The following is a 21,563-nucleotide window of genomic DNA, read 5'->3' on the forward strand; positions in this document are numbered from 1 at the left end:
ACTAGAAAGGAGGTGCGTCCATCACATCAAAGCCTATATTATATTTGGCAGAAAGCTGATAAGTTTATTTTTCACAGATAGTTAGGTGTGCGCCTTTTAACTGATCCAATGAGATAAACGTTGATGCGCACGAATAAAATGTTACAAGGAGATAAGATTAAATGAAGAAAGTATTTATAGGTTTATTTTTCATGTTAATGAGTGTTTCCGCATATGCGGGTGGCTACTCTGACTGGGCTGTACCAACTAATGTGGAGTTAGTCAGTGGAGGCGTGTTAATTTCTGGTGCTTTCGGTGATCCAAATAAATGCGGTAAACCAAACTATATATACGTAAGTGAAAGTGATAGCCGATATGACTCTGTATTGTCAATGGCCCTTGCAGCTTTGATGGGGAATAGGGAAATGCAATTTTACTCGAATACCTGTACCTCAGTTTACTTTCATTGGTCTGGAGATGTAATCAACGAGAATCGAAGTGATCAAGCTGTATATATCAGATAACCTTACAATCGGGTAGCCGGAGGTATCTAACCTCCAGCTCCCATACCGCCCTGCATGTGGCTCCGCACAGGGCGGTTCATTTAGACACCTAACCTTTTATTTGGCTAGGAAAATGAACTGCGATCCATCCATCTCTTAGTGAATACAATCCCGCTCTGTTCAGATATTCGTTACTCAGCGCTTGCTGTATTCCCGATGTTTTCGAGCTACGCCAAGGATCTTTACTTGTGACTCCACGAGCAACGGCTGTTTCGCCTTGTCACTTAAAATAAGGATGGCATGAGACAGAGCAAGGGAGTTAAAAGGAACATACGTTTTTAAAATATTGTTCATTTGTATGTGCCCCACGAACCCACGGGGCTATTATCTTGCTAATGTTTGAAGTTCCAAGGTAGGAGTACATCGATATCTGACTTAGCTTTCGCTAACTCCCGCATGCACTTAATCATGTAGTTGTAGAGGATGAGTCCATTGGCTTTCGCTGTCTCGACTATGCTATAAAGCACCGCACTCGCATCAGCGCCATTTGCTGTGTTCGAGAAGAGCCAGTTCTTCCTGCCAATGACCAGCGGTTTAATTGCCCGCTCAGCACGATTATTGTCTATCGATAAGTGACCGTCATCGATATAACGGATAATTTTCGGCTATTGACCGAGTGTATTTTATCGCCTCACCTAGCGGGCTAGACTCTATCACTCGTTGAGACGCCATCCACCCGTATAACTCATCCAGTATCGGTTTGACATGCAGTTGACGCTCTGTTTTTCTTTTTTCAGCAGACTTAACTTTTAAGGTTCATCGCGGCTTTCCCCGGACAGCCGCGATGAACCAAGATAAAGCCTCTGTTTTTATGCCGCATTCACGGCACTTAATCCTTCGAGTTTGCAGGGAAAGTTCAACAGGAACACCGAGCAACATGGCTTCTTTTACATGACGCCATTGATACTCATGGATAGCCTGGGCCTCGAGACCACAAGAGCATTTCGCCTCAGAGTTAGGTTTAAGAGTTAGGGTAATAAGTGAGGCTGTCTGGTGAGACTTTACTATTTTAAAGCCTTCCCAGAATGAAGATAGGAAAGTATGATTCGGCATGAAAACGGTAGTTTGTGTATGATTTTTGTTTGGCGACTAAACCATATCACTTACTACCGTTTTTGTTTTTAGTTCCCGTTAATCCGCGATGACCCAATTTTTAGTGAGATAGACGCACGATTCTTCTATATTCGCTTCCGTTAGTGCCCCAAGGTTCACAGTTACCTACATCGCTATACGAGATAGTCACTGCTTTATTTGCAGACTTTGCGGCCAACAACATAGAGTACATCCGGCTACGTGCTTCTGAATCCATTGCACTACTAATTGCAAATTCACTGTCGTTAGAACACCCATTTATGCGTTGCCCGTTATTTGACAAAGTAACGAGAATAGTGTTTAAGTGTGCGTAAGTCATAATCTTAGTGACATTACCAGTGGTGTTTAGCCAAGCGGCATAACTGTTGTTGCTAGCAAACGTCACTAACACAAATAAAACTAATCTAACCATCATATAAATAATCCTTGTTCTTTTCTCAACGTCCACATTAACTGCTTAAAAACTAGTAATTTACATATCGAATGAATACGTTTTTCTAGTTACAAAATTGGTTGCAAAGAAGTGGACCCCAATAGTTGGACACATAAGCTAATATCTTAAGTATTTGATCCAGCTCATACAGCGTATCTCTGCCTAACAAAGTAGGCTTCCTCAACCACACCAATTCCTTCGATAATACATCGAAATAATCATTTTGCATAACATTTACATAAACCTGACATTTGGGCAGGTGGGGCTGTGAATTTGGCTATTTTTTGTGTATCTTAAGCACCTTGTGCATTAGCAAGGCTGATTCCTTGTGAGTTCAGTATTTGATTTGTTTATAAATTAAGGAGTGCATCATGAGAAAGACGCTTATTACTTTTACGCTGTTAGCAAGCTTTAACGCTTTTGCCCTGGAACAGTTTCTTGGAAAAGTTACGACTTTAGAGCCCTCTTATTTGCCCGGTTTAGTTGTGTTTGCGTTGGACAATGGTAATGCGACATGCCCTGCAGGAACTTGGCTGAAATGGGAGAAGACGGAAGAGAACAATAAAATTGTATATTCGACATTAATGGCAGCATTAGCCAGTGGAAAGAGGGTTCGATTTCACATGAACGACAATGATACAGAGTGTAAAGGGCAACATATACACATCGTGAGTGAATAGGTCAGTTGTCATTGTTTAAATTGAATGACAGAAAGAGTTCAGCAAGGAGTTAAGATGTTTAGCCTCTCCAATGCCCTAAAACTGGGGCTGTTGTTACTTGTATTGTTAATCGGTTCCTTTTTAACCTTCTTAAAGCCGTTGCCGTTATTTACCCAAAATACAAGTAGTGAGCCATCATCAAACATAGTGAATGAACCTGAACCATTAATCTTGAGTGCCGACGCGGAGTTTCCAACTCCCGTGATTCAGCTCCAGCAGACCCTTGCCCATGGTTTAGTCGAAGCTGTAAAAGTGGATTTTCCTCTATTAAATGGCGAGCTTTCCGAGTTCTCACAACACAACATTAGTGAGGAATACCCCTCACCACCGGAGTTAGAAAATTTAAAGCAACGTTTGAGCAATCTTCAATCACTCCGTCAATAAAAGATTACCGATTCAATCGCGCCTGAGTACCATGATTGAGGCGCTGATATTCCAAATTCAGAATGAAAACAGTAGTGGTCAATATGAAATCAATCCGTTTCACACACTCCTTTGCACTTTTTTCTGCCACGTTGCTTTTGGCATTCGTTTCTCAGCCGGCGTTGTCGTTAACCACTGGGGCAGGAAAAAGCATCGAGCTCTCTGGTGACTTTTCAGTCTCGGGTGGTCAAGCGACTTATACGCTACCTATATCCGTATCTCCTGGACGTGCTGGTCACCAACCCGAATTAAGCCTTGAATACCGCAGTGACTCACCTAATGGCATGTTAGGCATGGGTTGGAGCTTGGGTGGCCTTTCATCGGTTTATCGTTGTGGGAAAAACCTCAATAAAGATGGGAGATGGGGAGGTGTTCGATTTAAAAGTGACGATCGCTACTGTTTGGATGGCAAACGACTTATCGCAATATCGGGTAAAGATGGGGAAAACTTAACGGAGTACCGTGTCGAGCATAATGGCTATGACAAAATTGTGTCTTTTGGCCGTGCGGGCATTGGGCCGGTGAGTTTTAAAGTGTGGCGAAAAGATGGGTCCGTTTATCAGTATGGTACAACGGACAGCTCTCGTGTTGAGTTGCCAACACGTGTTGAGGTTTATAAGTGGGCACTGAGTAAAATCACCGATGCAAGCAAAGCCAACCATATCGATTTTACTTACGCAGAAGATAACAAAGCGGGCAAACATAAATTATCGACCATCACTTATGTAGGCGGTAAGGTCAAGTTGGGTTATGAGGCTCGTCCAGACCGTACTGCCAAATATCTAGGTGGCCAATTACTGAATCGAACCGAGCGTTTGAAGCAGATAGATACCTTTGATAGCCGTGGAAACAAAATCGGCCGCTATAACCTATCCTACAGGGTGTCTAATTCCACATCTCGAAGCCTGCTGGCTCAAGTTGATTACTGCGCTTCTGGTCAATGTTCTACGGCGCTTCATTTTAGGTGGAATGGAGGCAAAATGGCTATCAGACCTCACGATAGAAAATATCGGCCTTCTGCCTTTTCTAGCAGCTCCCCACAGAGAACATCATCCCTTTTGGACTTTGCAGAAGTCGACTTTTTTGATAGCAATCGAGACGGGCATTTTGAACCTTATGGGTTCACTGAAAAACCAAGCTCTCCTGTCTGTAGTAGAAGCAAGCCTTCAGTTAACTCTGGTATGGCTAAAGGACCTAAAGGAGAAAGTTACTCTTATATCGGTACTTATGCGCTCTCGGGTACTTTAGATAATCCTGTATTGAACACAGAACAGTTTCGTTATGTTAAAGGTGAGAAGTGTGGTGAGTATGGTCCGCCAGACCGTGAGCGCTCTATGTACAATTATTATCTGCAAAGTAGACCGTTGGGCACCTATTCACCAAGTAACAATGGTACGCTGAGAACCTATTCAAGAGCCTCAGACCTTGGCGGTTGGGTAAGCGTAGCTGGAGATAATTCCGTTGATCTTGCTTATAAGTCAGCAGCTGACCTGAATGGTGATGGCAAACAAACGTTGTTCATTAACCCAAAGGATTTTTCTCTTCCGATAGCGGGGGTGGGTGATATTGATAACGATGGAAAAGATGATTACTACTCGGAAAATGATTCTAAGGTCCTTGTTTATTTATCCAGTCGGTCTTATAACGAGTTAGTGATAGTCGGGGATATTGCTTTTCACAGTGTAAGCAACTCTGTTTTGACTGACTTAAATAACGATGGTTATTTAGATCTCGTTGTAAACTCTGGCGCTGGAGGCTTTGACGAATCAATTAGTGCCTACCTATTCGATGGCCAGCGCTTTATCAAGACGTTCTCGACGGGAGAAGTTCATGGTGAAAAGTATCAAGGCTTAATTAAGGCTATTGATTATAACTCCGACGGGTACCCAGAGATCTACCTCAATGGGCGCTTTTACAAAAACCATTTTGGGCAGATTGATTTAGAGACAACTATCGGCCCAAAAATAGAGAATATCGTCAAGTCAGGGGATTACAACTCTGATGGAGTTCTTGATTTTGTTAAAAAAGGTGATGACGATAAGCTGTACCTGCTCAAGTCGACCTCCTACCCAACCGACAAGATTTCGATAATTGAAGAGTTAGCTAATGAGTATCATGTTGGTTATTCAGTGGCGGCAAATGCCTCACTTCACAAGCAGAAACCCTACTATCGCTTCCCCTTTGTTAACTCAACACCACGTTCATACTTGGTATCAAAGGTTATTCAAAAGCCAAAAGGATACGGAGCTACTTCTTTCACCTATCAATATGAAGGCGCTAAGTCGCACTATTTAGGGGGGGGGTTCCTTGGGTTTGAAAAAATTATCAAAACAGAGTTTGCCGATGTAACGACCAGAACAGAAAGCGTATTTGAGCAGTTGGATCTGGCAAAAGTCGGCAAGCTTAAACGGGTTTCTGTATTCAAAAATGACAAAAAAGTGTCAGAGGCATCTTACAATTACAAAAAGTTAACTCAACAAGGCTATGGGGCGAAGTATTACCAAGTTTATGCCGATCAAGTGGTGAAAAAAACGTACGACTTGAAGAGCAGCGTGATCCAGCGACAGGAAGAAATCAAACGCACGCTCGATGGCTTTGGTAATGTTGTGAATGAAACCTCTGTGATTTCCAGTGGTGTTAAAGGCGCTGGCTCTTTTACGAGCAGCCGCAAGCTTGACTACCTCTCAAACGGCGTGACCAACGATTATGTGTACGATGTTACGAAGGTGAGCAATGTCAACAACATCAAGGCTTTGCTTAGCTCTTTCAAAGCAGGGTTAGGGCGCTACTGCGCTGCTAACGGGGATGTGTATTTTAAAGCGAATGACAACGTGGTGCTAATCCACGGTGAAATTGATATCCCAATAGTTCTGCAGCGTTACAATACTTATTTTAAATACCGAGTTTCTGGCGAAGTTAAAAAAGGTTCAAGTGGTTTAAAGGTTTATTCTGGGGAGCTATCGAAAGTGTCGGCAGCCACCTTTAATGCCGCTAAGCCCAAGGCATGTGGATCCGTCAGCACCAAGGATTTTGATGGCGATGGCAACCTCGAACTCACCTCGTCAAACCTCAATCATGGTCAATTTATTCACGATGCAGGCGACAATTTTTGGAAAGTCGGCGCCGTGGCCTCTTCAACCTCAACGCTGACGGACAATACGACTCGTCTCAAGCGAACCACTCACAATGTGTTTCATTACACGGGCCGTGGTTTCCTAGGTTCAACAACCACAACCAGCTCAGATTATGAATCCACGGCGGATATTGAAACGGGTGGCAAATCCATCACCAATCGTTACCGTTATGATCAGTGGGGGAATGTCATTGAACAAAGCGTTGAGGGAACGGACTTAGCTGCTCGCACGTCAACGACTCAATATGACCCTCAAGGGTTATACGTGACTTCGACAGCGAATGCACTAGGGCATCGTTCTTCGACTCAGTTTAATGCGCAAGGCTTGTTGGAAACAGCGGTCAGTGCTTTGAAAGGCCGCACTAGCAGCTTTGAGTATGATGCTTTTGGTCGTGTGACCAGTGAAAGCTTGCCAGGCGAGGGCAATGTTAATGAGACACAATACCGACTTGGCGCACAATGTGGCGAGCATACCACTTCAACGACTGTCAGCTGTATAACAACGAAACCGGCCTCTGGAGGGCAGGTCACCACCTTCTTCGACTATGCTGGTCGAGAAGTACGTAAACTGCACACTGGTTTTAGCGGCCAGCTGGTTGTCGTGGATACGCGTTGGGACCGTAATGGGCGTAAAGTCAGCGTGACTCGCCCGCAGTTTGTGGGTAATAAAACGGCAGCACCCGTGGTGACGTTTGTTTATGACGAACTGAATCGCGAAATCACAAAGCGCGAGCCTGCAAGTAATGGCGGCATCGCAACCTTTGTCACGCGCTATCAAGGGTACAAAACCAGTGTTACTGATGCGCGCGGTTATGAGCACAGTACGCACACCAATGTGATGGGCCACATTCTGCGTAAAGAGGAGCCACATGACGCGTATCAAACCTATCAGTATTACCCCGATGGTAAGCTCAGAGCGAGCACCGATTCCGCTGGCAATCGTACTCAGGTGCGTTATGACAATTTGGGGCATCGAAGCTACCTCGATGATCCAGATATGGGCAAGTGGTCATACATTTATAATGCGGCCGGTGAGCTGATTGAAAAGCGCGATGCAAAAGGCACGCTCACTACCATTCAATACGACCGCTTGGGCCGGAAAACGAAGCAAACGGAAAACGGGAAGGTATCGACTTGGCGCTACGATGAGCGCGGTGCGCTTGGCACCCTATCTGGCTTTGCCGGTAATGGCAGCGAGACCAACTACTATTACAACGCGGCGGGTTTAACCGAAGAGGTGGCCGTTAAAGTCAACAAAGAAAAGTTCAGCACATACTATTTCTACGACAGTTTTGAAAGAGTGGCGCGTGAAGTTCGTCCCAATGGCGTCGACACTACGTTAGCGGGCGCAGCCAAACAGCTAAACAAGAAAAACAGCGAAGACAAGCTAGCGGTTGAGTACGTGTACAACCCGCATGGTTATGTCTCGGCGGTGCGCAGCCCGAAAACCTATGCTGATAAAGCGTTCACCAGTGCGAGCTTCCGAGAAGATATCAAGCAGTTGCTGGATGAAGCGATAGCACAAGCGCAAGTGTACTTGAATAAAGCAGAGCGTTACTCAATTCAAGAACATTTCTTTGCGAACAAAGCCGCGGAGTACAATCGCAAAACGGTGAATGTTCATAACCTGGATCGCTCCTCACAGGCGTTGCTCGGCAATGGATACCGTTATAAACAATGGTGTAACGCACAAGGTGAATGTTATTTGCGCCCAGCAACTTGGGTACTGTTGCATGATGATGTGGCTATCCCGCTAGACATTACGTTAGAGGGCGCCATCTATCGCTTATCGACCTCACTGGCGAAAAGCTCAAAGAAAGGGACTCGAAACTATAACGCCAGCGTGCACCGAGTGTCACAGGCTGAGTTCGCATCGCAAACACTTAAGTCTGCGCATGATTTCATTTTGACCGACTACGACAGTAATGGTCAGAAAGATCTCATGAGCAATAAAGACCTGTACATTGCAAAGGCCGATAGTGCCACCACCAACGAGTTATTGTTTGCCGCAGATGACCTCTCTCAGGCAGCCAGTATCGCGGGTTCGCGTTACAAGTTCTACACCGACTTGGCGAGCCAACTGATCTCGTTGTCTGAAAAAGTCGCTGAATTGAGCGGCTTGTATTGCGAATTCGCCAATCAGTTAGGTGGGAATCACCTAGCCGCGAATCAACGCCGTAGCTGTGAGAACACACAGCAGTCGAGCCAAGCCGATCACCTCAACTTGATCTTGACTCAATCTCAATTGGCGGAATCGATAGGGAACCCGGCCTACATCTATTATTGGCAGCGCCGTGAAACGGATGCGTACGATCACACCTTGTCGGAAACGTTAGGGAATGGGCTAGTCAACACGTATAGCCACAATGCGCGAACGGGCAGGCCGAACTACATTGCGACGCACAAAGCGAGCCAGTTGTTTGATACCCGTTTGTCAGGGAGCACCCGTAAAGGGCGCAACGTGCGTTTGATTCATTACCGTTATGATAATCACAACAACGTGACGTATCGCTATGATGAAAAGCTGGGCATCACCGACACGTGGGAATACGATGGCCTCGATCGAGTCACCGAAAACCGTATTGCATTAACGGACAAAGCGCAGCATGGCTTGAATAATCCGGACTTAGCCGGCCCATTTAGCTATCAATATGACAAGCTTGGCAACCTAGAGTTTAAGACCGGTGTTGGTGACTACGAATACAGTAACCAACACGCTGGCCCACACGCGGTGACCAAAGCCAATGGTCTTAATTACCAGTATGATGCAAACGGCAACATGCTGCGTGCTTGGGCGGCAGGGGCGAAAGGTTCGGAGCGGGAATTGGAGTGGTCTGATTTCAACAAGCCAACTAAGATCACGCGGAACGGGAAAACGGTGGAGTTTTTCTACGATGCCAACCACAATCGCTATCTGAAGAAGAACAGTGACGGTGTTGAAACTTTCTACTTCGGTAAGAGTTATGAACGCGTGACCGATACAGCAACAGGCATCGTGCAGCACAAGCACTTTATCTATGCTGATGGCAAGTTAATCGCGCTCAATACTCAAACGGATGATGGTAAGCAAGCGCTGAAAGATAAGCAAACACGCTACCTTCACTATGATGCCCTCAACTCGGTCGATATGATCACCGATGGCTACGGCACAGTGGTCGAGCGCCGCAGTTACGACACGTGGGGTAAGCAGCGTAAAGTCGCATGGCGTGAAGATGGCCCGTTGGATGTCGTGCAACAAGCGATCACCAACCGCGGTTACACCGGCCACGAAGAGATTGTGGAGGTGGGCTTAGTGCATATGAATGGCCGGGTTTACGATCAGGAATTGGGTCGATTCATTAGCCCAGATCCAATTATCCAAGCGCCATATGTGACGAATAGCTTCAACCGTTATTCGTATGTGTGGAATAATCCTTTAAAATATGTCGATCCGACTGGTTTTTGGAGCGTCGAAGAAACTGATGTTGACACTGGCCATAGATCTACTGTAGATATGCCTGACGATATTGGCCCTTCTCAAACAGTTAATAATGGAAGTGATGACAAAGAACATGATGGTTCACATGGGTCGGATGACAAAGAACATGATAGTTCACATGGGTCGGATGACTCATATGAAAATAGAATTCCCGAATTAAAATTTGTTGGGCGTTGGAGTGAAATAACTGTAGTATCTTCTTACATACATTTTGAGCCTCTTTCTCTGGGACCATTTACACTTAGTTATGCATATCCCACATATACTGACTGGACATTGGCTAATGGAATGGGGTTACCTGGCAATGCACCGATGGCAGGTAAGAGTATTGTAGGTATGTCTTTAAATGCAACGTCAACTGTTACAAGTTCAACCTACGGAACTTTTAAAGTAATCAGAACTACATCGACGCTAAAGACTAGGCTAAGGTATTATAAAGACATGGATGTAGATCTTGATGGTGAACTAGATAGGTTAGAACCATCTGAAGAGGTCAAACGAGAATACAGGGAAGATGTTATAGATGAATATAAGGGTTGGCATGAAACAACATATGAAGATGTCCATGTTTCTTTTCCTTTGCCTAATTGGTAGTGCTGTTTTTCCGACTGCTCTCTATGCAAATGTTTGCCAGAGAATAATCGATTTAAAAGATACAAAGATTAGGCAAGGGGAAATAATGGAAAGAATGTTTGGAGTCGAACGTGATCTGAATGAAATTAGAAGTGTTGATTCAATTCTTAATCATGTCTACTCAAATCGCTATCATTTTTTGGATGTTGGAAAGCTATCCGAATGCCTTGAACCTTATAAAGACTTTCGCTTTGTGAATAGAAATCGTACTTTGTTTTATCTTTCTGTAATCGGTAGAGTAAATGTGAAAGCTTTACAGTTTGATGAAAGAAAATATCTTTGGGATTCAATTGGCAGCATTAACTATACCGCAGATAGAGCTGAAATGATTGAGTTGGTTAATGCTACTAAAGCCTTTAGAGATAATAATTCGGTTAATAAATTAGAAGATATATATATGCAATTAAGTGATGATGAAATTATTGTTAAACGCCACGTAATATCCTCTTTACATTTTATTGGTGGTAGCTACGCTAAAGAAAAAATGTTGACTTTCCTTCAGGAAAAAAATGAAGATCCGATCATTACTTCTGATATTACCGAAGCGTTAAAGTCTTGGTGAAATGATTTATCATCAATAATTCAGTAACACAAATAGGGTCAGGTCTTGCCTTTTGCTATTTTAAGGAAATGGTCTAGCTTTTAGTTAGGCCATTTTTTGTAGGGAAAGCAATGAGTAGACCTTTACGGATAGAGTTCGCGGGAGCGCTGTATCATGTGACCTCTCGGGGTAACGCTCGGCAACCCATATATTTAGAAGAGCAAGACTTTGACCTGTTTTTGGAAGTATTGGCGAAAGTGTGTGAACGGTTTAATTGGGTAGTTCATAGCTACTGCTTGATGACCAATCATTACCACTTGTTGTTAGAAACTCCAGATGGCAACTTGAGTAAAGGCATGCGACAGTTGAATGGTGTTTATACTCAAAGATTCAATCGTAAACATCGCCGAGTTGGCCATTTATATCAAGGTCGGTACAAAGCTATTTTGGTTGATAAAGAGTCATACTTGTTGGAAGTAGGGCGGTATATCCTCTTGAACCCTATTCGCGCCCATATGGTTGACAGTCCAGCAGAGTATCAGTGGAGCAGCTGGCACGCCATCATGGGTGAAGACGAAGCTCCAGAGTGGTTGGCAGTGAATCAAACACTGCTATTGTTCGATAGTCAACGAACAATAGCGAGCCAAAAGTATCATGACTTTGTACTTTCAGGCATAGGCAAACCTTTATGGAACAACCTAAAACAACAAGTATTCTTGGGTAGTGAAGATTTCATCCACAGCCATATGGAAAGTTCAAACGTGGAAGAGGGCGATATTGCAGAAATCCCCGCTAAACAGCGTCGTCCTAAGCCGCTTTCGTTGCAACAGTATACTATCAATGCGAGTACGCGAGATGAAGCAATAACAAGCGCGTTCGCTAGTGGTGGTTACACCCAAAAGCAACTAGGTGATTTCTTTGGGTTACACTACTCGAGAATCAGTAGGATCGTGGCAAAAAGCAAGGCCTGACCCTAAGTGATGTTTGAATTCAGACTAGACCATAACGTGTTGCTCAGTGATGAATCATAGTTAAAGTCTGGCGGCTCGTGAGGTTTTTGCAACAAGCCCAGTTGATGTGGGTTGTTGCAAAGAAAATTCCAATATAAATTTTTTGCAACAACCACCTCTAGATAGGTGAAAATTTGACCATCCAACGATTAGTAGTAGCGTGATCAACAACATCGCGCTCACTCTGAATCTCTTCAATTTCACGATGACTGAGTTTATATGCAAGATAATAACGTATGGTTTCGAGAATAACCTCGGAGGTAAAGTGGCAGCCTCTAAACATGAGAGTTGGTTTTAGTTTTGATTTTCTTAAACTAATCTTTTATCACAATAGTGTTAATATCTTCTCCATCCCCCCATCTGATACAACTGTTTAAACCAGAAATAGATACCGTTTTACCTGCCATTTTTGCCGCTAATAGTTGACTAAATTGCGACTTTCCTGCGACTGAGTTTTCATCCCGAATAATCCAATACCTCTGTGTTGCACATGCTGGTGAATCAATTTTGGCTGTCCCGCCAGTTAAGCTTACTAAGTGTAAGTTATCAGAAGCTCTCGCATAAAGTGTACTAACTTTACCTGTTTGAGACCCTGCAAAAACTGTACTTGACATGATATAAAATACTAAAGCTATATTTTTGTAAATTTTCATATATTCCTCTCTATTGGTTGGATGGTTTTCCTCGCCTCTAAATGAGAGGCGAAATCGACTTGATAGTTATATAGATGTGATTGAATAATACTTTTAGTACTAGTCAAATGAATTATGATTTGCACCACTTTTGAAGACTAGACAAGTATAAGAATTCACTAGGTATTAAAATACATACCCCTCAGGGTGTTTTCAAACTTTAGCTTAACGGAGCGATGTGAAAGGATTGGTCTGTCACACCTCTAGCTATATTTGCGACAGAACCCGTGCAAGATCACAGGTATCCAGAATTACGGATAATTTTCTGATGTTGAAACCTGCAACTTCAAGTGGAACGGGTATACAAATCGCATACACATGAAGAAACCCATTAGATAATTGAATCTAAGAATGGGCGCTGCTGGTGGTATTAGCGGATACCCAATCTTTGATATACGCCGAAAATGCACTCTGGTCAGAGATATGCCCCGAGCAAGCCGGTTGCCCCGTAAACTCCGCTTTTCGTTTAGCAATAAAAGCCATGAACTCCCAATTGGTGCCAGTTGGACACCATTGTTTGAAAGCCAAATATCGTTCATTCATGATTCTTCTCCTCGGCAGAAACGCTGTCTATTGATAGTAACGTCCCCTCGTCAGAGTACCTAGAAAGCTCCCCCCGTTTAGTATCGCTGGTGGTTGAAATCATCGCCATCGAAGCCCTTTCTATTCTGGCTGCAGCTCTGTACTTAGAACCCGTCATCCGTCTGAAATATGAAAGTCACAGTTCGTCGATGCATGGAACTCAATAAAGCATATTGATTGTCAACAACGAAATTTGGGGAACCAAGATTTTCTGACATAAAAATAAGCCTAAATAACATGCACTTATGAATAAAAACAAATAAACCTAAAAAAAGGGCTCACTATTTGGAATTCAAAATTAGGTTACCTGCAATGATTCAAGGGCCTACTTAAAAGGTATTTACCGGAATTATTGGAGATATTTCTATGCAAAACACAATCAACGTCAATGATGTACAAAAAGTAGATTCAAAGACGACATACCTCGGCTTAATTACATTCGCGCTTATGTTTTTTACCGTCTCGGCCATTGCCGGTTCAGGTGGTGATGCGTTCCAAGGCTTATTTGATGAACTAGTAAGCTTTGCTGAAGGTGTTCCTGGACAAATTATCGCGTTCTGTTCTTTCGCAGGGATCATCATCTTCTCAATGGTTCGACCAAACCTTATCGGTCTTGGTGTTTCTGTCATCATCATGCTGGTGCTGGCGCAACTTCAAACCATTATCACTACCATGCTAACTGCCGGTCTTCCGGTATAAAGCAACAGATGTCTCTGGGCCTTATAGAAGAGGCCCAGAAGTACATAAGGGGGTCATATGAGTAAGTTAGACATCAATAATGATGCTCGTCCTCAACTACCGAACAATCAAACCTATGTGCCACTTCGAGTAAACGACAAACAATCGGTGATCGGAATGGAGTCGGATACAGCGGGGATTTTGCTTGTCGGTATCGCTATCGGACACATCAGCAAGAACCTGTTACTTATCGGTGGAATCGCCATTCTTCTCGCTCTCGCCTATTCATGGGTCAAAGATAACTATCCCAAAGGTCGGCTCAAACACATGTTGTGGTGGGCTGGAATCATTAACTTTAAATCCCGTAAATCGTTTCCAGAAGCATTTAACCGTACTTATTTTCGCTAACTCTTTGTAGCGATCCGTTTTTAAATTCTATGTGTTGTTTTAGCAAAAGTTTGAGGTTTGCTATGAATATATTTAACCGCAAAAAAAAGGGGCAGGATGAGTCTGAACTGGAGCATGATTCAGATTCGAATGTCCAACGTTCTTGGCAAGCAGCCATCGACCACAGTAACAAAATGACAAAAATGATGGGGCTGTCCATCATTATCTGCGCGTTTCTAGCGTTTAAGGTAATGACAGCGAAACCCATCACCGTTGTTACCCCGCCTAATTTCTCTGAAGAAATTGTCATGATCGGCAACAAAGCCAACTCAGGTTACAAAAAGCAGTGGGGCATATTCATTGCCAGCATGCTTGGTAACGTGAATGTCCGTAATGTGGATATTGTCTTAGATACGCTCAAACCAATGCTCTCCATTCGAGATTACGAAGCATTGAATGAGCAAGTGATCAGTCATGTGAAAGCTTTAGACATCAGGGACCAAGTGCAAGAGTTCAACGTATTAGATGTCTTCTACGACAACAAATACGACAAAGTGATTGTTTACGGAGAGCGTAAGCTTACCGAGCGAAAGAAACGCGGCAATAAAAGCAATGAACGCCGTGCAGTACGTTGGACATACGAACTCAAGATTGCCAATGCACACGGTAGTCCAAAAATGCAGTCCATTGACCAATACGAAGGCGCTCCGCAGATAGAACGCAATCGTATCGAACGCAAGCAAGACAAGTAGGTCCCGTTATGAAAAATTTACATCAACTTGCCAGATATACGACCTTGGTTTGTGCCACGTTATCATTCGGTGCAATGGCAAACCAAAACGTCATCCCTATTGAACCTGTTGGCTCTAAAGTGGAGCGACAAACAACGCAACCAGAAAATAAAGCGGCTGTTGCGGCAATGGTTGACCAAGTAGTCAAATCTTTACCGACCGATAAGCAAGAGTCATTAAGTCAATTCACTCCTGTCAATGACCCAGCTGCCAAGCAGCCTATTGTCAGCACAAATTCCGTCGATGAATTTGGAAGAGTCACCCAATCAGGCAAGAACGTGATTGTCGCAACACCATCAGCGGCCATACCACCGAAACCTTCTCTGACTGCATTCGAACGTATGCAGCGACAAATGGCGAAAAAGTTTAAGCCAGTTCAGAAATACAAACTACGCCCTTCAGACAATATTACGTTGCCTGCAGCAAAGTACATTCTCAACAGTATTCGCACCTCTTTCAAAGAAATTAACATTCGCAGTTCAGATCCCAATGTGGTCATGAAAGTGGATGGTAGCTTTATCTATTTCACATCTAACAACGATGCCCCTTTTAATATCATTATGTTCGAAAAAGGGGTGCCTGAAACCCAAGTAAACTTAACGATTTGGCCACTTGATGTCATGCCTGCAATGGTACAAGTCGATGTCCGATACAACAAAGCATTACAAGCAAAAGTGAACCGCGTATTGGCGTCAAAAGAACAGGATAAAATTGAGCAAGAAAAACGCATTCAAGATATGGAATCTGAATTGGCCATTGCCAGTGATCCTGAAGTTAAGTCATCTGCATACGTCGAGGGTATCAACAAACTGTTTGCGCAAACGGCAGGAAAAGCAACACCTACAGGTTTTGACTTGCAGACCAACATTCCGCGAGACGCGTTACGTCCTTGTCGGTTTGGAACATATGCAGAGACGAAACAACGTTTAATATCGTCTCGACGAATCGTTGACATTGTATTGGTTGAAAACGTTTCGAATCGCAATGTGGTTTTGCGAGAGCAGGATTGCTGGGTAGATGATGACGTGATCGCAACGGGTATCTTAAACAAAGCGACCTTAAAGCCATCAGAAAAAACCGAAGTATATGTATTGCGCGACCGACTGTACTACCAACGTATGCATTCTCGCAATGAACGTCCATCACTTCTGGATTAATCGAGGTGAACCATGAAGATTAACTTTAAAGAACTTTGGGAAACCAACAAAAATTTCCGATATGGGGTAATTGGCGTCTGTATTGTTCCTGCCGCCTATGTTGCGATGCAATTTATTCATCCGGGCAAAATTCAACGACCGAACGCCGACGCGAATAAAATCGAAAAAGTGTTCATGCCTTCGAGCACACGTACCCAACTAGAGAGGGAAGACGTTGACGGAGTTCGTGACGCCTTAGTTGAAATTTCGGCTATCGATAAAAAGTCGTCGGCACGCAATGACAATTACCAGTACGACCAGTTAAAACAAGAGGTCGATGGTCTTCGTCAAAAAATGGCAGATCAAGATGCTGAGATTGCCGAATGGAAGTCAGGCAAACGCCAATTGGAAAGAACCAACTATGATCCGAACCAAATCCGACAAGGCCGCCAAGTCGTTGTAGATCGACACGGGAACGCAACGGAAATCACTGTCGATGCTAATGGCGTGCCGAACCAACAAGTGAGCCAGTTGCGCAGCTCCCCTCCCCCAGCGCTTGCAGGCATTCGAAGTGTCGATGAAGGGAATGATGCGATTTTGTTGCAAGACGGGCGTGTAAAAACCTTAGTAGAAGCGAACCAACTGGTCGATGAAGATGAAATGTCAGAGGCGCAAAAACGTGAGGCATTGAATCAAAAAGAAATGGAGTTGGCTGCTGCCTTGAAGAACTATCAGCAAAAACCTGAGCAAAAAGGGTATTCAATTTCATTGCCAACCACCAGCCTTGTAACCGGCACTTTGCTATCAGGCATGCAAGCTCCAACCAGTATTGGTTCAGCGAGAGAGCCCCTTCCGGCGGTCATGCGAATCAAGACAGATGCACTATTGCCAAATGGTTATCGTGCTGACCTAAGAGACTGTCAGGCACTATTATCCGGCATTGGTCAATTGTCAGACCGCAGAGCCTACATGAGACTAGAAAAAGTGGTCTGCATCGATGAGGACGGACTCACTGCAGAAGCAGCGGCGCAAGGCTTTGCTACTGGCTCTGACGGTCAGGCAGGGATTCCAGGCACGTTAGTTGCTCGAAACGGTGAAGTATTGAAAGGCTCCATGTGGGCGGGTTTCTTTTCTGGACTGGCACAAGGTATTGCCCCATCAAGGGTGCCGGGTGTCGACATCAACTCTGACGGAACAGGCTTTCAAACACCCGATCTAGGGACACTAGGCACCTCGGCAGTACTCCAAGGCGGCGCCTCATCTTTGGACCGCATTTCGGAATACTACGTAAAAATGTTGGAAGAAATCTGGCCAACCGTTGACGTACCAGCAATGCAAGAAGTGACCTTCCTACTTCAAGCCCCTTTAAAACTGACGTTTAAGGAGATCTAATATGGCCACTGGTGATAATGAAAAGAAAAATGACCAACCAACTGAGGCGTCGAATTCCAGTCAGGAGCTTGAACAACTCATTGAGAAGGCATCAAAACCAACAATGCCCGACGAACCTAAAGGCGACGAAGAACCGACCGTGATTGAAGCAACGCCAACGCAAACGGAAAGTAAGACGTCAAATCTATTGCCGAAGATCATCGTAGTGTGGTTAATGGTCCTATCAGGGGTAATGGCTTATGCCATGATGGTGATCGACAAACAAAGTGAAACGTCATTGAGCCAACACCCCATTGTGTTTTACCCGTTTGGTAAAGCGTTTTCGGCTCTTAAATCTCAGGGTTATGATTTTGCTGCTATAGAAAAATATAACAACAACATGATCCAGATATTGAACTCTGAAGGGAAAGTGGTGCTACCTGCAGCTAGTGTGCATGGTCAGTTACCAGATTCTCTTGTCGTTAAGCTAATGTCCGTCGATGAAATGAACAGGCTGGCTTCGCAACAATCGGAGTAACAAAACCAATAAAACAAGCAAACAACACAGCTTGGCCACTTTCACAGTGGCCTTTTTTAATGCACCCCACTCGCGGCATCCATCGCACTCAAACAGATCGAGTCATACTTCGTCTTCATAACATTGACTTTGGTTTCTGCTCGAACCGCTCTGTTGTATGAGGCCAACACCTCTTCGCTAGAGTCTTTCACCAACGCCAAGATCGCTTTTTTCTGAGTCTCTGTTAAGTCGGTGGCCAGCAACGCGTCGATGCTTTCATCTATACGATCAAAATACTGAGCTAACATACTTCCCTCCTAGTTAATTTCATTTTGAATATTCAATAACAAGTGACGACAAGCATTGTCTCTAAAGCGAACGTAGTCCACGGGAGAACCAATACCATGTCTAAGCGCATCTAATGTTTCCCGAAGGACTACGACTGGCATGTCAGGGTTTCGGCACTGTAGTCCATAAAAGTCGAACTCAAAAACCGTCATGTTTGCTTCGTCGATCTGATAGCGCCTTGAGATATCTTCAATACGTGTAAATAGGCCATAGGCATCGATATATATCGTTTGCCCTTCAATATCAAAAGCATTGAGGTAATGAAGGTCAACGCCATACTCAGACAGAATCACACCTCGAATCGGGAACCGGCTACGTTCTCCAGCCACAATCAAATCCTCGCACAAGACATAACATTTTGAATGAGCGAACTCGTCAATAAATTCAGTGGTGACTGGGCTTGGCTGCTCACACAGATATTGGATGTCACCTAGAGACAATGAACTCATCACATCAATCAGCTCACGACATCCATGGCTATGCCATTTTACCCGCTTTACTTCATTCTCCATTGTTGCTCCCAGGCTATTCGTTGAATTCAATATACGACGTTTCCCATACCTGGCCTAGCAATCTCCCCCCATTTAGTACGTAACCCACTGAACGAGTGCTCGAAACATGTATTTTGGATTCGTTAATTGCCATTTATTTCAGCCCCATACGCTAGATTGATACGGTTCAACCCGAAAACATCATCACTAGTATTAGTGATCGTTTTCTCCAAGCTGGAGAGCTTCCAATTCTCCCATGCTTTGCATGTCCCTTACTGTCAATGCACTTTGACACCAACAAGAGTTACTCACTCGCATTACTACCCGTAATTACCCCCAATCAACGGTTCAACACACACCCTTGGGTGTTTTTTGTGTACCTGCGATATCACCTACCCGTGAGGAACTATCCATGAAATTAAGCACTTTGTTCACCATATTATTTGGTTTAGCGACGGTTTATTTCTGTATTCACCCTGTTCTTGTTGTTCGTGGCACAGAGTTCCCTTCTGCATTCCATGATGTGGTCGAATTCTGTAAAACATGGCGTCATGTTTTGTTGATCACCCTACTCTCTTGGGCTTCAGCAGGCATTACCCTTTGGCTAACGTTTACTATTCACAAACACAGAGTCTAACCCCCTGTTAGTACCTGGTACTTCCACCAGCAACGAACCAACCTCATTGTCCAACAATGACAACGAGCCTCATCCCACCGGATGAACCTTCCCGGTCAAATGCTCCTTCAGACATTGATGTCTCGTTGAACGCACTTTTAACCGGCTTGTAACCCCTTGTGTTGTGCTCACCCAGTACTTCGCAGATTCATTACCTACCCTGTATCGAGGATAAGACTATGACTAACTCAAACAAATCAGTTCAAATCAAAATTAACGAATCCAATTTTCTCGCGAACCTTGGTGCCATTTTTTCCAACACCGGAAAAGTGATCAATGAATTGATTCAGAACGCCTCTCGCGCCAACGCCACAACCATTTCCTTCACGACTTCAGTAGAAAATGGCCGTGCGAACTTAACCGTACTGGACGATGGTTCAGGTATCACTGACATGCAAAAGCTTCTGTCGGTTGCAGAATCCGGTTGGTCAAGCGATGTGGCTAAATGCAACCCATATGGTATGGGCTTTTTAAGCACTTTGTTTGCGTGCGAACACATCACGATTCAAAGTCAGCATCAAAGGCTCTCAGCAAGTACTGAAGACATCGTTTCAGGTGAATCTATAGAAATCGAAGATAGCCCACTCGGTAAAGGTACATTGATTCTAATGGAAGGCATTTCCGACGCTTTATTTGGCTATTTAACTTCTAGCAAATATGACCGTGAGGTTGATCGAATTGGTGAAGGCTATGACATTGACGTCGTTCTTAATAGAGTACTGATGTTTAAACATCACTCAAGAATGACTTTAGAAAGTTCGACCCAATACATCGAGCACAAATTCGAATACGGGAGTATCTATTTTGACACTAAACACAACGGTTTATCTTGGCTGGCATACCTGCAAGGCGCACTGATTTCTAGCACCAATGCGGTCACCAGTTCAAACCAGTTAAACCCTCATCATATCGTTCACTTGAACGACGATGTAAAAGCAAGAATGCCTGATCGAGCTGAATTGTTAGATGCAGAAACTGTCAAGCAATCAATTCGAACGAGTGTTCAAACCCTGATGATGCAGTTCCTCCAAAAAGAACTGAAACGTCTTGGCCAGTCGTTTGCGTTTGACCGATTACTATGGAGAAAAGCCATTAACTATGCCCCGCAAGTTCTCAACAACGTTGACTATTTAACGAAGCGAGAGATTGGGGAAAGCAAAAGTTACGAGCTCGGACTCGCTGGATATGATGGCGTAGAACATAGCCAACTTAAACAGCCGATGTCTCGCGCTGAAGTGGAATCATCTTTACTCTTTGCGCTCCCGGAGCATGATAGTGAAGACGAAACCATCAACATCAACTACCTGATGTATTTAGATAATGTGTTGTTTGTCAACGTGAGGGGCTTGCATGCAGACCATTGGATCCACCAGTGTGAAATCCGTGAAGTGAGTGAACTCGATGTCAGTATCGAATTGGTTAACCCTACTTCGGTGGCCACGCTCAATGGTAAGTATTCAATACCTATCGTTCTGTGCGACCAATACATTCTGAAAGGTGAATATGGGCAGGTAGTAATAGAAACGGATGCCGTAGTCGTGTCAGGTGATGAATTTGATTATGGAACGTTGATTATTCCAGAAAAAGAAGATTTATCGACCGCACTAGGGATCTATGCCGATTACGATGATGAATGGGGATGTTTTTGTGAAAGTGACAAAGACCACGACAATTATCTGCTTGAGAAGTTGTACAGCAACCTCAGAGCGTCAAGCCCTGAAGTGTTGATTGAAAAAGTGCTTGATGAAGCGTTCAGGGGCTCTGGTATGAAGCAAACGCTCAACAATCTGACGTTCACTGTTTCGTTTTCAGGAACTGACATTGTAGTTACCGAAACTAAGTAACCACACTAACCCGCCAACCTACCTGTCTTTGTACGGTAGAACACCA

Annotated in this window: 20 protein-coding genes and 1 pseudogene; 14 read left to right on the forward strand and 7 right to left on the reverse strand. The window is 44.1% G+C overall.

What is annotated here, in order from left to right; all coding sequences use genetic code 11:
* Positions 1-161: 161 nt before the first annotated feature.
* The gene (locus ACTRWI_RS03905; RefSeq protein WP_499129557.1) at positions 162-503 is read left to right on the forward strand and encodes a hypothetical protein; all 342 of its coding nucleotides are present in this window, start codon (positions 162-164) and stop codon (positions 501-503) included.
* A gap of 371 nt (positions 504-874) precedes the next feature.
* Here ACTRWI_RS03905 and ACTRWI_RS03910 read toward each other — a convergent pair.
* From ACTRWI_RS03910 to ACTRWI_RS03920, 3 genes and pseudogenes are all read right to left on the reverse strand, one after another.
* Positions 875-1,295 (reverse strand): annotated as a pseudogene (locus ACTRWI_RS03910) (IS66 family transposase); the annotation flags it as partial.
* Between the two features lie 3 nt (positions 1,296-1,298).
* The gene (locus tag ACTRWI_RS03915) at positions 1,299-1,595 is read right to left on the reverse strand and encodes a transposase family protein (protein WP_499129559.1); all 297 of its coding nucleotides are present in this window, start codon (positions 1,593-1,595) and stop codon (positions 1,299-1,301) included.
* Between the two features lie 100 nt (positions 1,596-1,695).
* The gene (locus ACTRWI_RS03920) at positions 1,696-2,049 is read right to left on the reverse strand and encodes a hypothetical protein (protein WP_499129560.1); all 354 of its coding nucleotides are present in this window, start codon (positions 2,047-2,049) and stop codon (positions 1,696-1,698) included.
* A 389-nt stretch (positions 2,050-2,438) separates the two neighbouring features.
* On the opposite strand from ACTRWI_RS03920, the gene ACTRWI_RS03925 reads away from it, so the two are divergent.
* The 5 genes from ACTRWI_RS03925 (at position 2,439) to ACTRWI_RS03945 (ending at position 11,965) form a co-directional block, all read left to right on the forward strand.
* Positions 2,439-2,747, forward strand: coding sequence for a hypothetical protein (locus ACTRWI_RS03925; protein ID WP_499129561.1), 309 nt, complete (start codon positions 2,439-2,441; stop codon positions 2,745-2,747).
* A 54-nt stretch (positions 2,748-2,801) separates the two neighbouring features.
* A complete protein-coding gene (locus ACTRWI_RS03930) occupies positions 2,802-3,170 on the forward strand; it encodes a hypothetical protein (protein WP_499129562.1) in 369 nt (122 codons plus the stop codon).
* 83 nt (positions 3,171-3,253) lie between these two features.
* Complete coding sequence (locus ACTRWI_RS03935) at positions 3,254-10,414, forward strand: RHS repeat-associated core domain-containing protein (protein WP_499129563.1); 7,161 nt, start codon at positions 3,254-3,256, stop codon at positions 10,412-10,414.
* An 85-nt stretch (positions 10,415-10,499) separates the two neighbouring features.
* Positions 10,500-11,015, forward strand: a complete 516-nt coding sequence (locus tag ACTRWI_RS03940) for a hypothetical protein (RefSeq protein ID WP_499129565.1) — start codon at positions 10,500-10,502, stop codon at positions 11,013-11,015.
* Between the two features lie 110 nt (positions 11,016-11,125).
* Complete coding sequence (locus ACTRWI_RS03945) at positions 11,126-11,965, forward strand: REP-associated tyrosine transposase (protein WP_499129567.1); 840 nt, start codon at positions 11,126-11,128, stop codon at positions 11,963-11,965.
* Between the two features lie 353 nt (positions 11,966-12,318).
* Here the strand turns inward: ACTRWI_RS03945 and ACTRWI_RS03950 are convergent, their stop codons facing one another.
* Entirely contained in the window at positions 12,319-12,657 is a 339-nt protein-coding gene (locus ACTRWI_RS03950) for a hypothetical protein (RefSeq protein WP_499129568.1), read from the reverse strand.
* Positions 12,658-13,041: 384 nt separating this feature from the next.
* The gene (locus ACTRWI_RS03955) at positions 13,042-13,239 is read right to left on the reverse strand and encodes a hypothetical protein (RefSeq protein WP_081230237.1); all 198 of its coding nucleotides are present in this window, start codon (positions 13,237-13,239) and stop codon (positions 13,042-13,044) included.
* A gap of 405 nt (positions 13,240-13,644) precedes the next feature.
* Here ACTRWI_RS03955 and ACTRWI_RS03960 point away from each other — a divergent pair, with 405 nt between their 5' ends.
* From ACTRWI_RS03960 to ACTRWI_RS03985, 6 genes are all read left to right on the forward strand, one after another.
* A complete protein-coding gene (locus tag ACTRWI_RS03960; protein WP_081230238.1) occupies positions 13,645-13,977 on the forward strand; it encodes a hypothetical protein in 333 nt (110 codons plus the stop codon).
* A gap of 57 nt (positions 13,978-14,034) precedes the next feature.
* Positions 14,035-14,364 (forward strand): type IV conjugative transfer system protein TraL, encoded by a 330-nt coding sequence (locus ACTRWI_RS03965; RefSeq protein WP_081230239.1) that lies wholly within the window; start codon positions 14,035-14,037, stop codon positions 14,362-14,364.
* Between the two features lie 62 nt (positions 14,365-14,426).
* Positions 14,427-15,095 carry a TraE/TraK family type IV conjugative transfer system protein gene (locus tag ACTRWI_RS03970; RefSeq protein WP_499129570.1) on the forward strand — a complete coding sequence of 223 codons (669 nt, stop codon included), beginning with the start codon at positions 14,427-14,429 and terminating at the stop codon, positions 15,093-15,095.
* An 8-nt stretch (positions 15,096-15,103) separates the two neighbouring features.
* The gene (locus ACTRWI_RS03975) at positions 15,104-16,291 is read left to right on the forward strand and encodes a hypothetical protein (RefSeq protein ID WP_499129571.1); all 1,188 of its coding nucleotides are present in this window, start codon (positions 15,104-15,106) and stop codon (positions 16,289-16,291) included.
* 12 nt (positions 16,292-16,303) lie between these two features.
* Positions 16,304-17,662: a TraB/VirB10 family protein gene (locus ACTRWI_RS03980; RefSeq protein WP_086715001.1), complete on the forward strand. Its 1,359-nt coding sequence runs from the start codon at positions 16,304-16,306 to the stop codon at positions 17,660-17,662.
* A 1-nt stretch (position 17,663) separates the two neighbouring features.
* Positions 17,664-18,179: a hypothetical protein gene (locus ACTRWI_RS03985; RefSeq protein ID WP_446638977.1), complete on the forward strand. Its 516-nt coding sequence runs from the start codon at positions 17,664-17,666 to the stop codon at positions 18,177-18,179.
* 56 nt (positions 18,180-18,235) lie between these two features.
* Here ACTRWI_RS03985 and ACTRWI_RS03990 read toward each other — a convergent pair whose 3' ends face one another.
* Complete coding sequence (locus tag ACTRWI_RS03990; protein WP_446638978.1) at positions 18,236-18,466, reverse strand: hypothetical protein; 231 nt, start codon at positions 18,464-18,466, stop codon at positions 18,236-18,238.
* 9 nt (positions 18,467-18,475) lie between these two features.
* Entirely contained in the window at positions 18,476-19,018 is a 543-nt protein-coding gene (locus ACTRWI_RS03995) for a hypothetical protein (RefSeq protein ID WP_499129573.1), read from the reverse strand.
* Positions 19,019-19,409: 391 nt separating this feature from the next.
* Here ACTRWI_RS03995 and ACTRWI_RS04000 point away from each other — a divergent pair, with 391 nt between their 5' ends.
* Positions 19,410-19,634 carry a hypothetical protein gene (locus ACTRWI_RS04000; protein WP_081230246.1) on the forward strand — a complete coding sequence of 75 codons (225 nt, stop codon included), beginning with the start codon at positions 19,410-19,412 and terminating at the stop codon, positions 19,632-19,634.
* 218 nt (positions 19,635-19,852) lie between these two features.
* Positions 19,853-21,517 (forward strand): ATP-binding protein, encoded by a 1,665-nt coding sequence (locus ACTRWI_RS04005; protein WP_499129575.1) that lies wholly within the window; start codon positions 19,853-19,855, stop codon positions 21,515-21,517.
* The last annotated feature ends 46 nt before the right edge of the window (positions 21,518-21,563 follow it).

Source organism: Pseudoalteromonas sp. G5_S1_14_S5, assembly GCF_054968605.1.

Bases quoted from the DNA above. Each gene is read 5' to 3' on its own strand.
- ACTRWI_RS03905 (WP_499129557.1), top strand. From the start codon at position 162: ATGAAGAAAGTATTTATAGGTTTATTTTTCATGTTAATGAGTGTTTCC.
- ACTRWI_RS03915 (WP_499129559.1), bottom strand. From the start codon at position 1,595: ATGCCGAATCATACTTTCCTATCTTCATTCTGGGAAGGCTTTAAAATA.
- ACTRWI_RS03920 (WP_499129560.1), bottom strand. From the start codon at position 2,049: ATGATGGTTAGATTAGTTTTATTTGTGTTAGTGACGTTTGCTAGCAAC.
- ACTRWI_RS03925 (WP_499129561.1), top strand. From the start codon at position 2,439: ATGAGAAAGACGCTTATTACTTTTACGCTGTTAGCAAGCTTTAACGCT.
- ACTRWI_RS03930 (WP_499129562.1), top strand. From the start codon at position 2,802: ATGTTTAGCCTCTCCAATGCCCTAAAACTGGGGCTGTTGTTACTTGTA.
- ACTRWI_RS03935 (WP_499129563.1), top strand. From the start codon at position 3,254: ATGAAATCAATCCGTTTCACACACTCCTTTGCACTTTTTTCTGCCACG.
- ACTRWI_RS03940 (WP_499129565.1), top strand. From the start codon at position 10,500: ATGGAAAGAATGTTTGGAGTCGAACGTGATCTGAATGAAATTAGAAGT.
- ACTRWI_RS03945 (WP_499129567.1), top strand. From the start codon at position 11,126: ATGAGTAGACCTTTACGGATAGAGTTCGCGGGAGCGCTGTATCATGTG.
- ACTRWI_RS03950 (WP_499129568.1), bottom strand. From the start codon at position 12,657: ATGAAAATTTACAAAAATATAGCTTTAGTATTTTATATCATGTCAAGT.
- ACTRWI_RS03955 (WP_081230237.1), bottom strand. From the start codon at position 13,239: ATGAATGAACGATATTTGGCTTTCAAACAATGGTGTCCAACTGGCACC.
- ACTRWI_RS03960 (WP_081230238.1), top strand. From the start codon at position 13,645: ATGCAAAACACAATCAACGTCAATGATGTACAAAAAGTAGATTCAAAG.
- ACTRWI_RS03965 (WP_081230239.1), top strand. From the start codon at position 14,035: ATGAGTAAGTTAGACATCAATAATGATGCTCGTCCTCAACTACCGAAC.
- ACTRWI_RS03970 (WP_499129570.1), top strand. From the start codon at position 14,427: ATGAATATATTTAACCGCAAAAAAAAGGGGCAGGATGAGTCTGAACTG.
- ACTRWI_RS03975 (WP_499129571.1), top strand. From the start codon at position 15,104: ATGAAAAATTTACATCAACTTGCCAGATATACGACCTTGGTTTGTGCC.
- ACTRWI_RS03980 (WP_086715001.1), top strand. From the start codon at position 16,304: ATGAAGATTAACTTTAAAGAACTTTGGGAAACCAACAAAAATTTCCGA.
- ACTRWI_RS03985 (WP_446638977.1), top strand. From the start codon at position 17,664: ATGGCCACTGGTGATAATGAAAAGAAAAATGACCAACCAACTGAGGCG.
- ACTRWI_RS03990 (WP_446638978.1), bottom strand. From the start codon at position 18,466: ATGTTAGCTCAGTATTTTGATCGTATAGATGAAAGCATCGACGCGTTG.
- ACTRWI_RS03995 (WP_499129573.1), bottom strand. From the start codon at position 19,018: ATGGAGAATGAAGTAAAGCGGGTAAAATGGCATAGCCATGGATGTCGT.
- ACTRWI_RS04000 (WP_081230246.1), top strand. From the start codon at position 19,410: ATGAAATTAAGCACTTTGTTCACCATATTATTTGGTTTAGCGACGGTT.
- ACTRWI_RS04005 (WP_499129575.1), top strand. From the start codon at position 19,853: ATGACTAACTCAAACAAATCAGTTCAAATCAAAATTAACGAATCCAAT.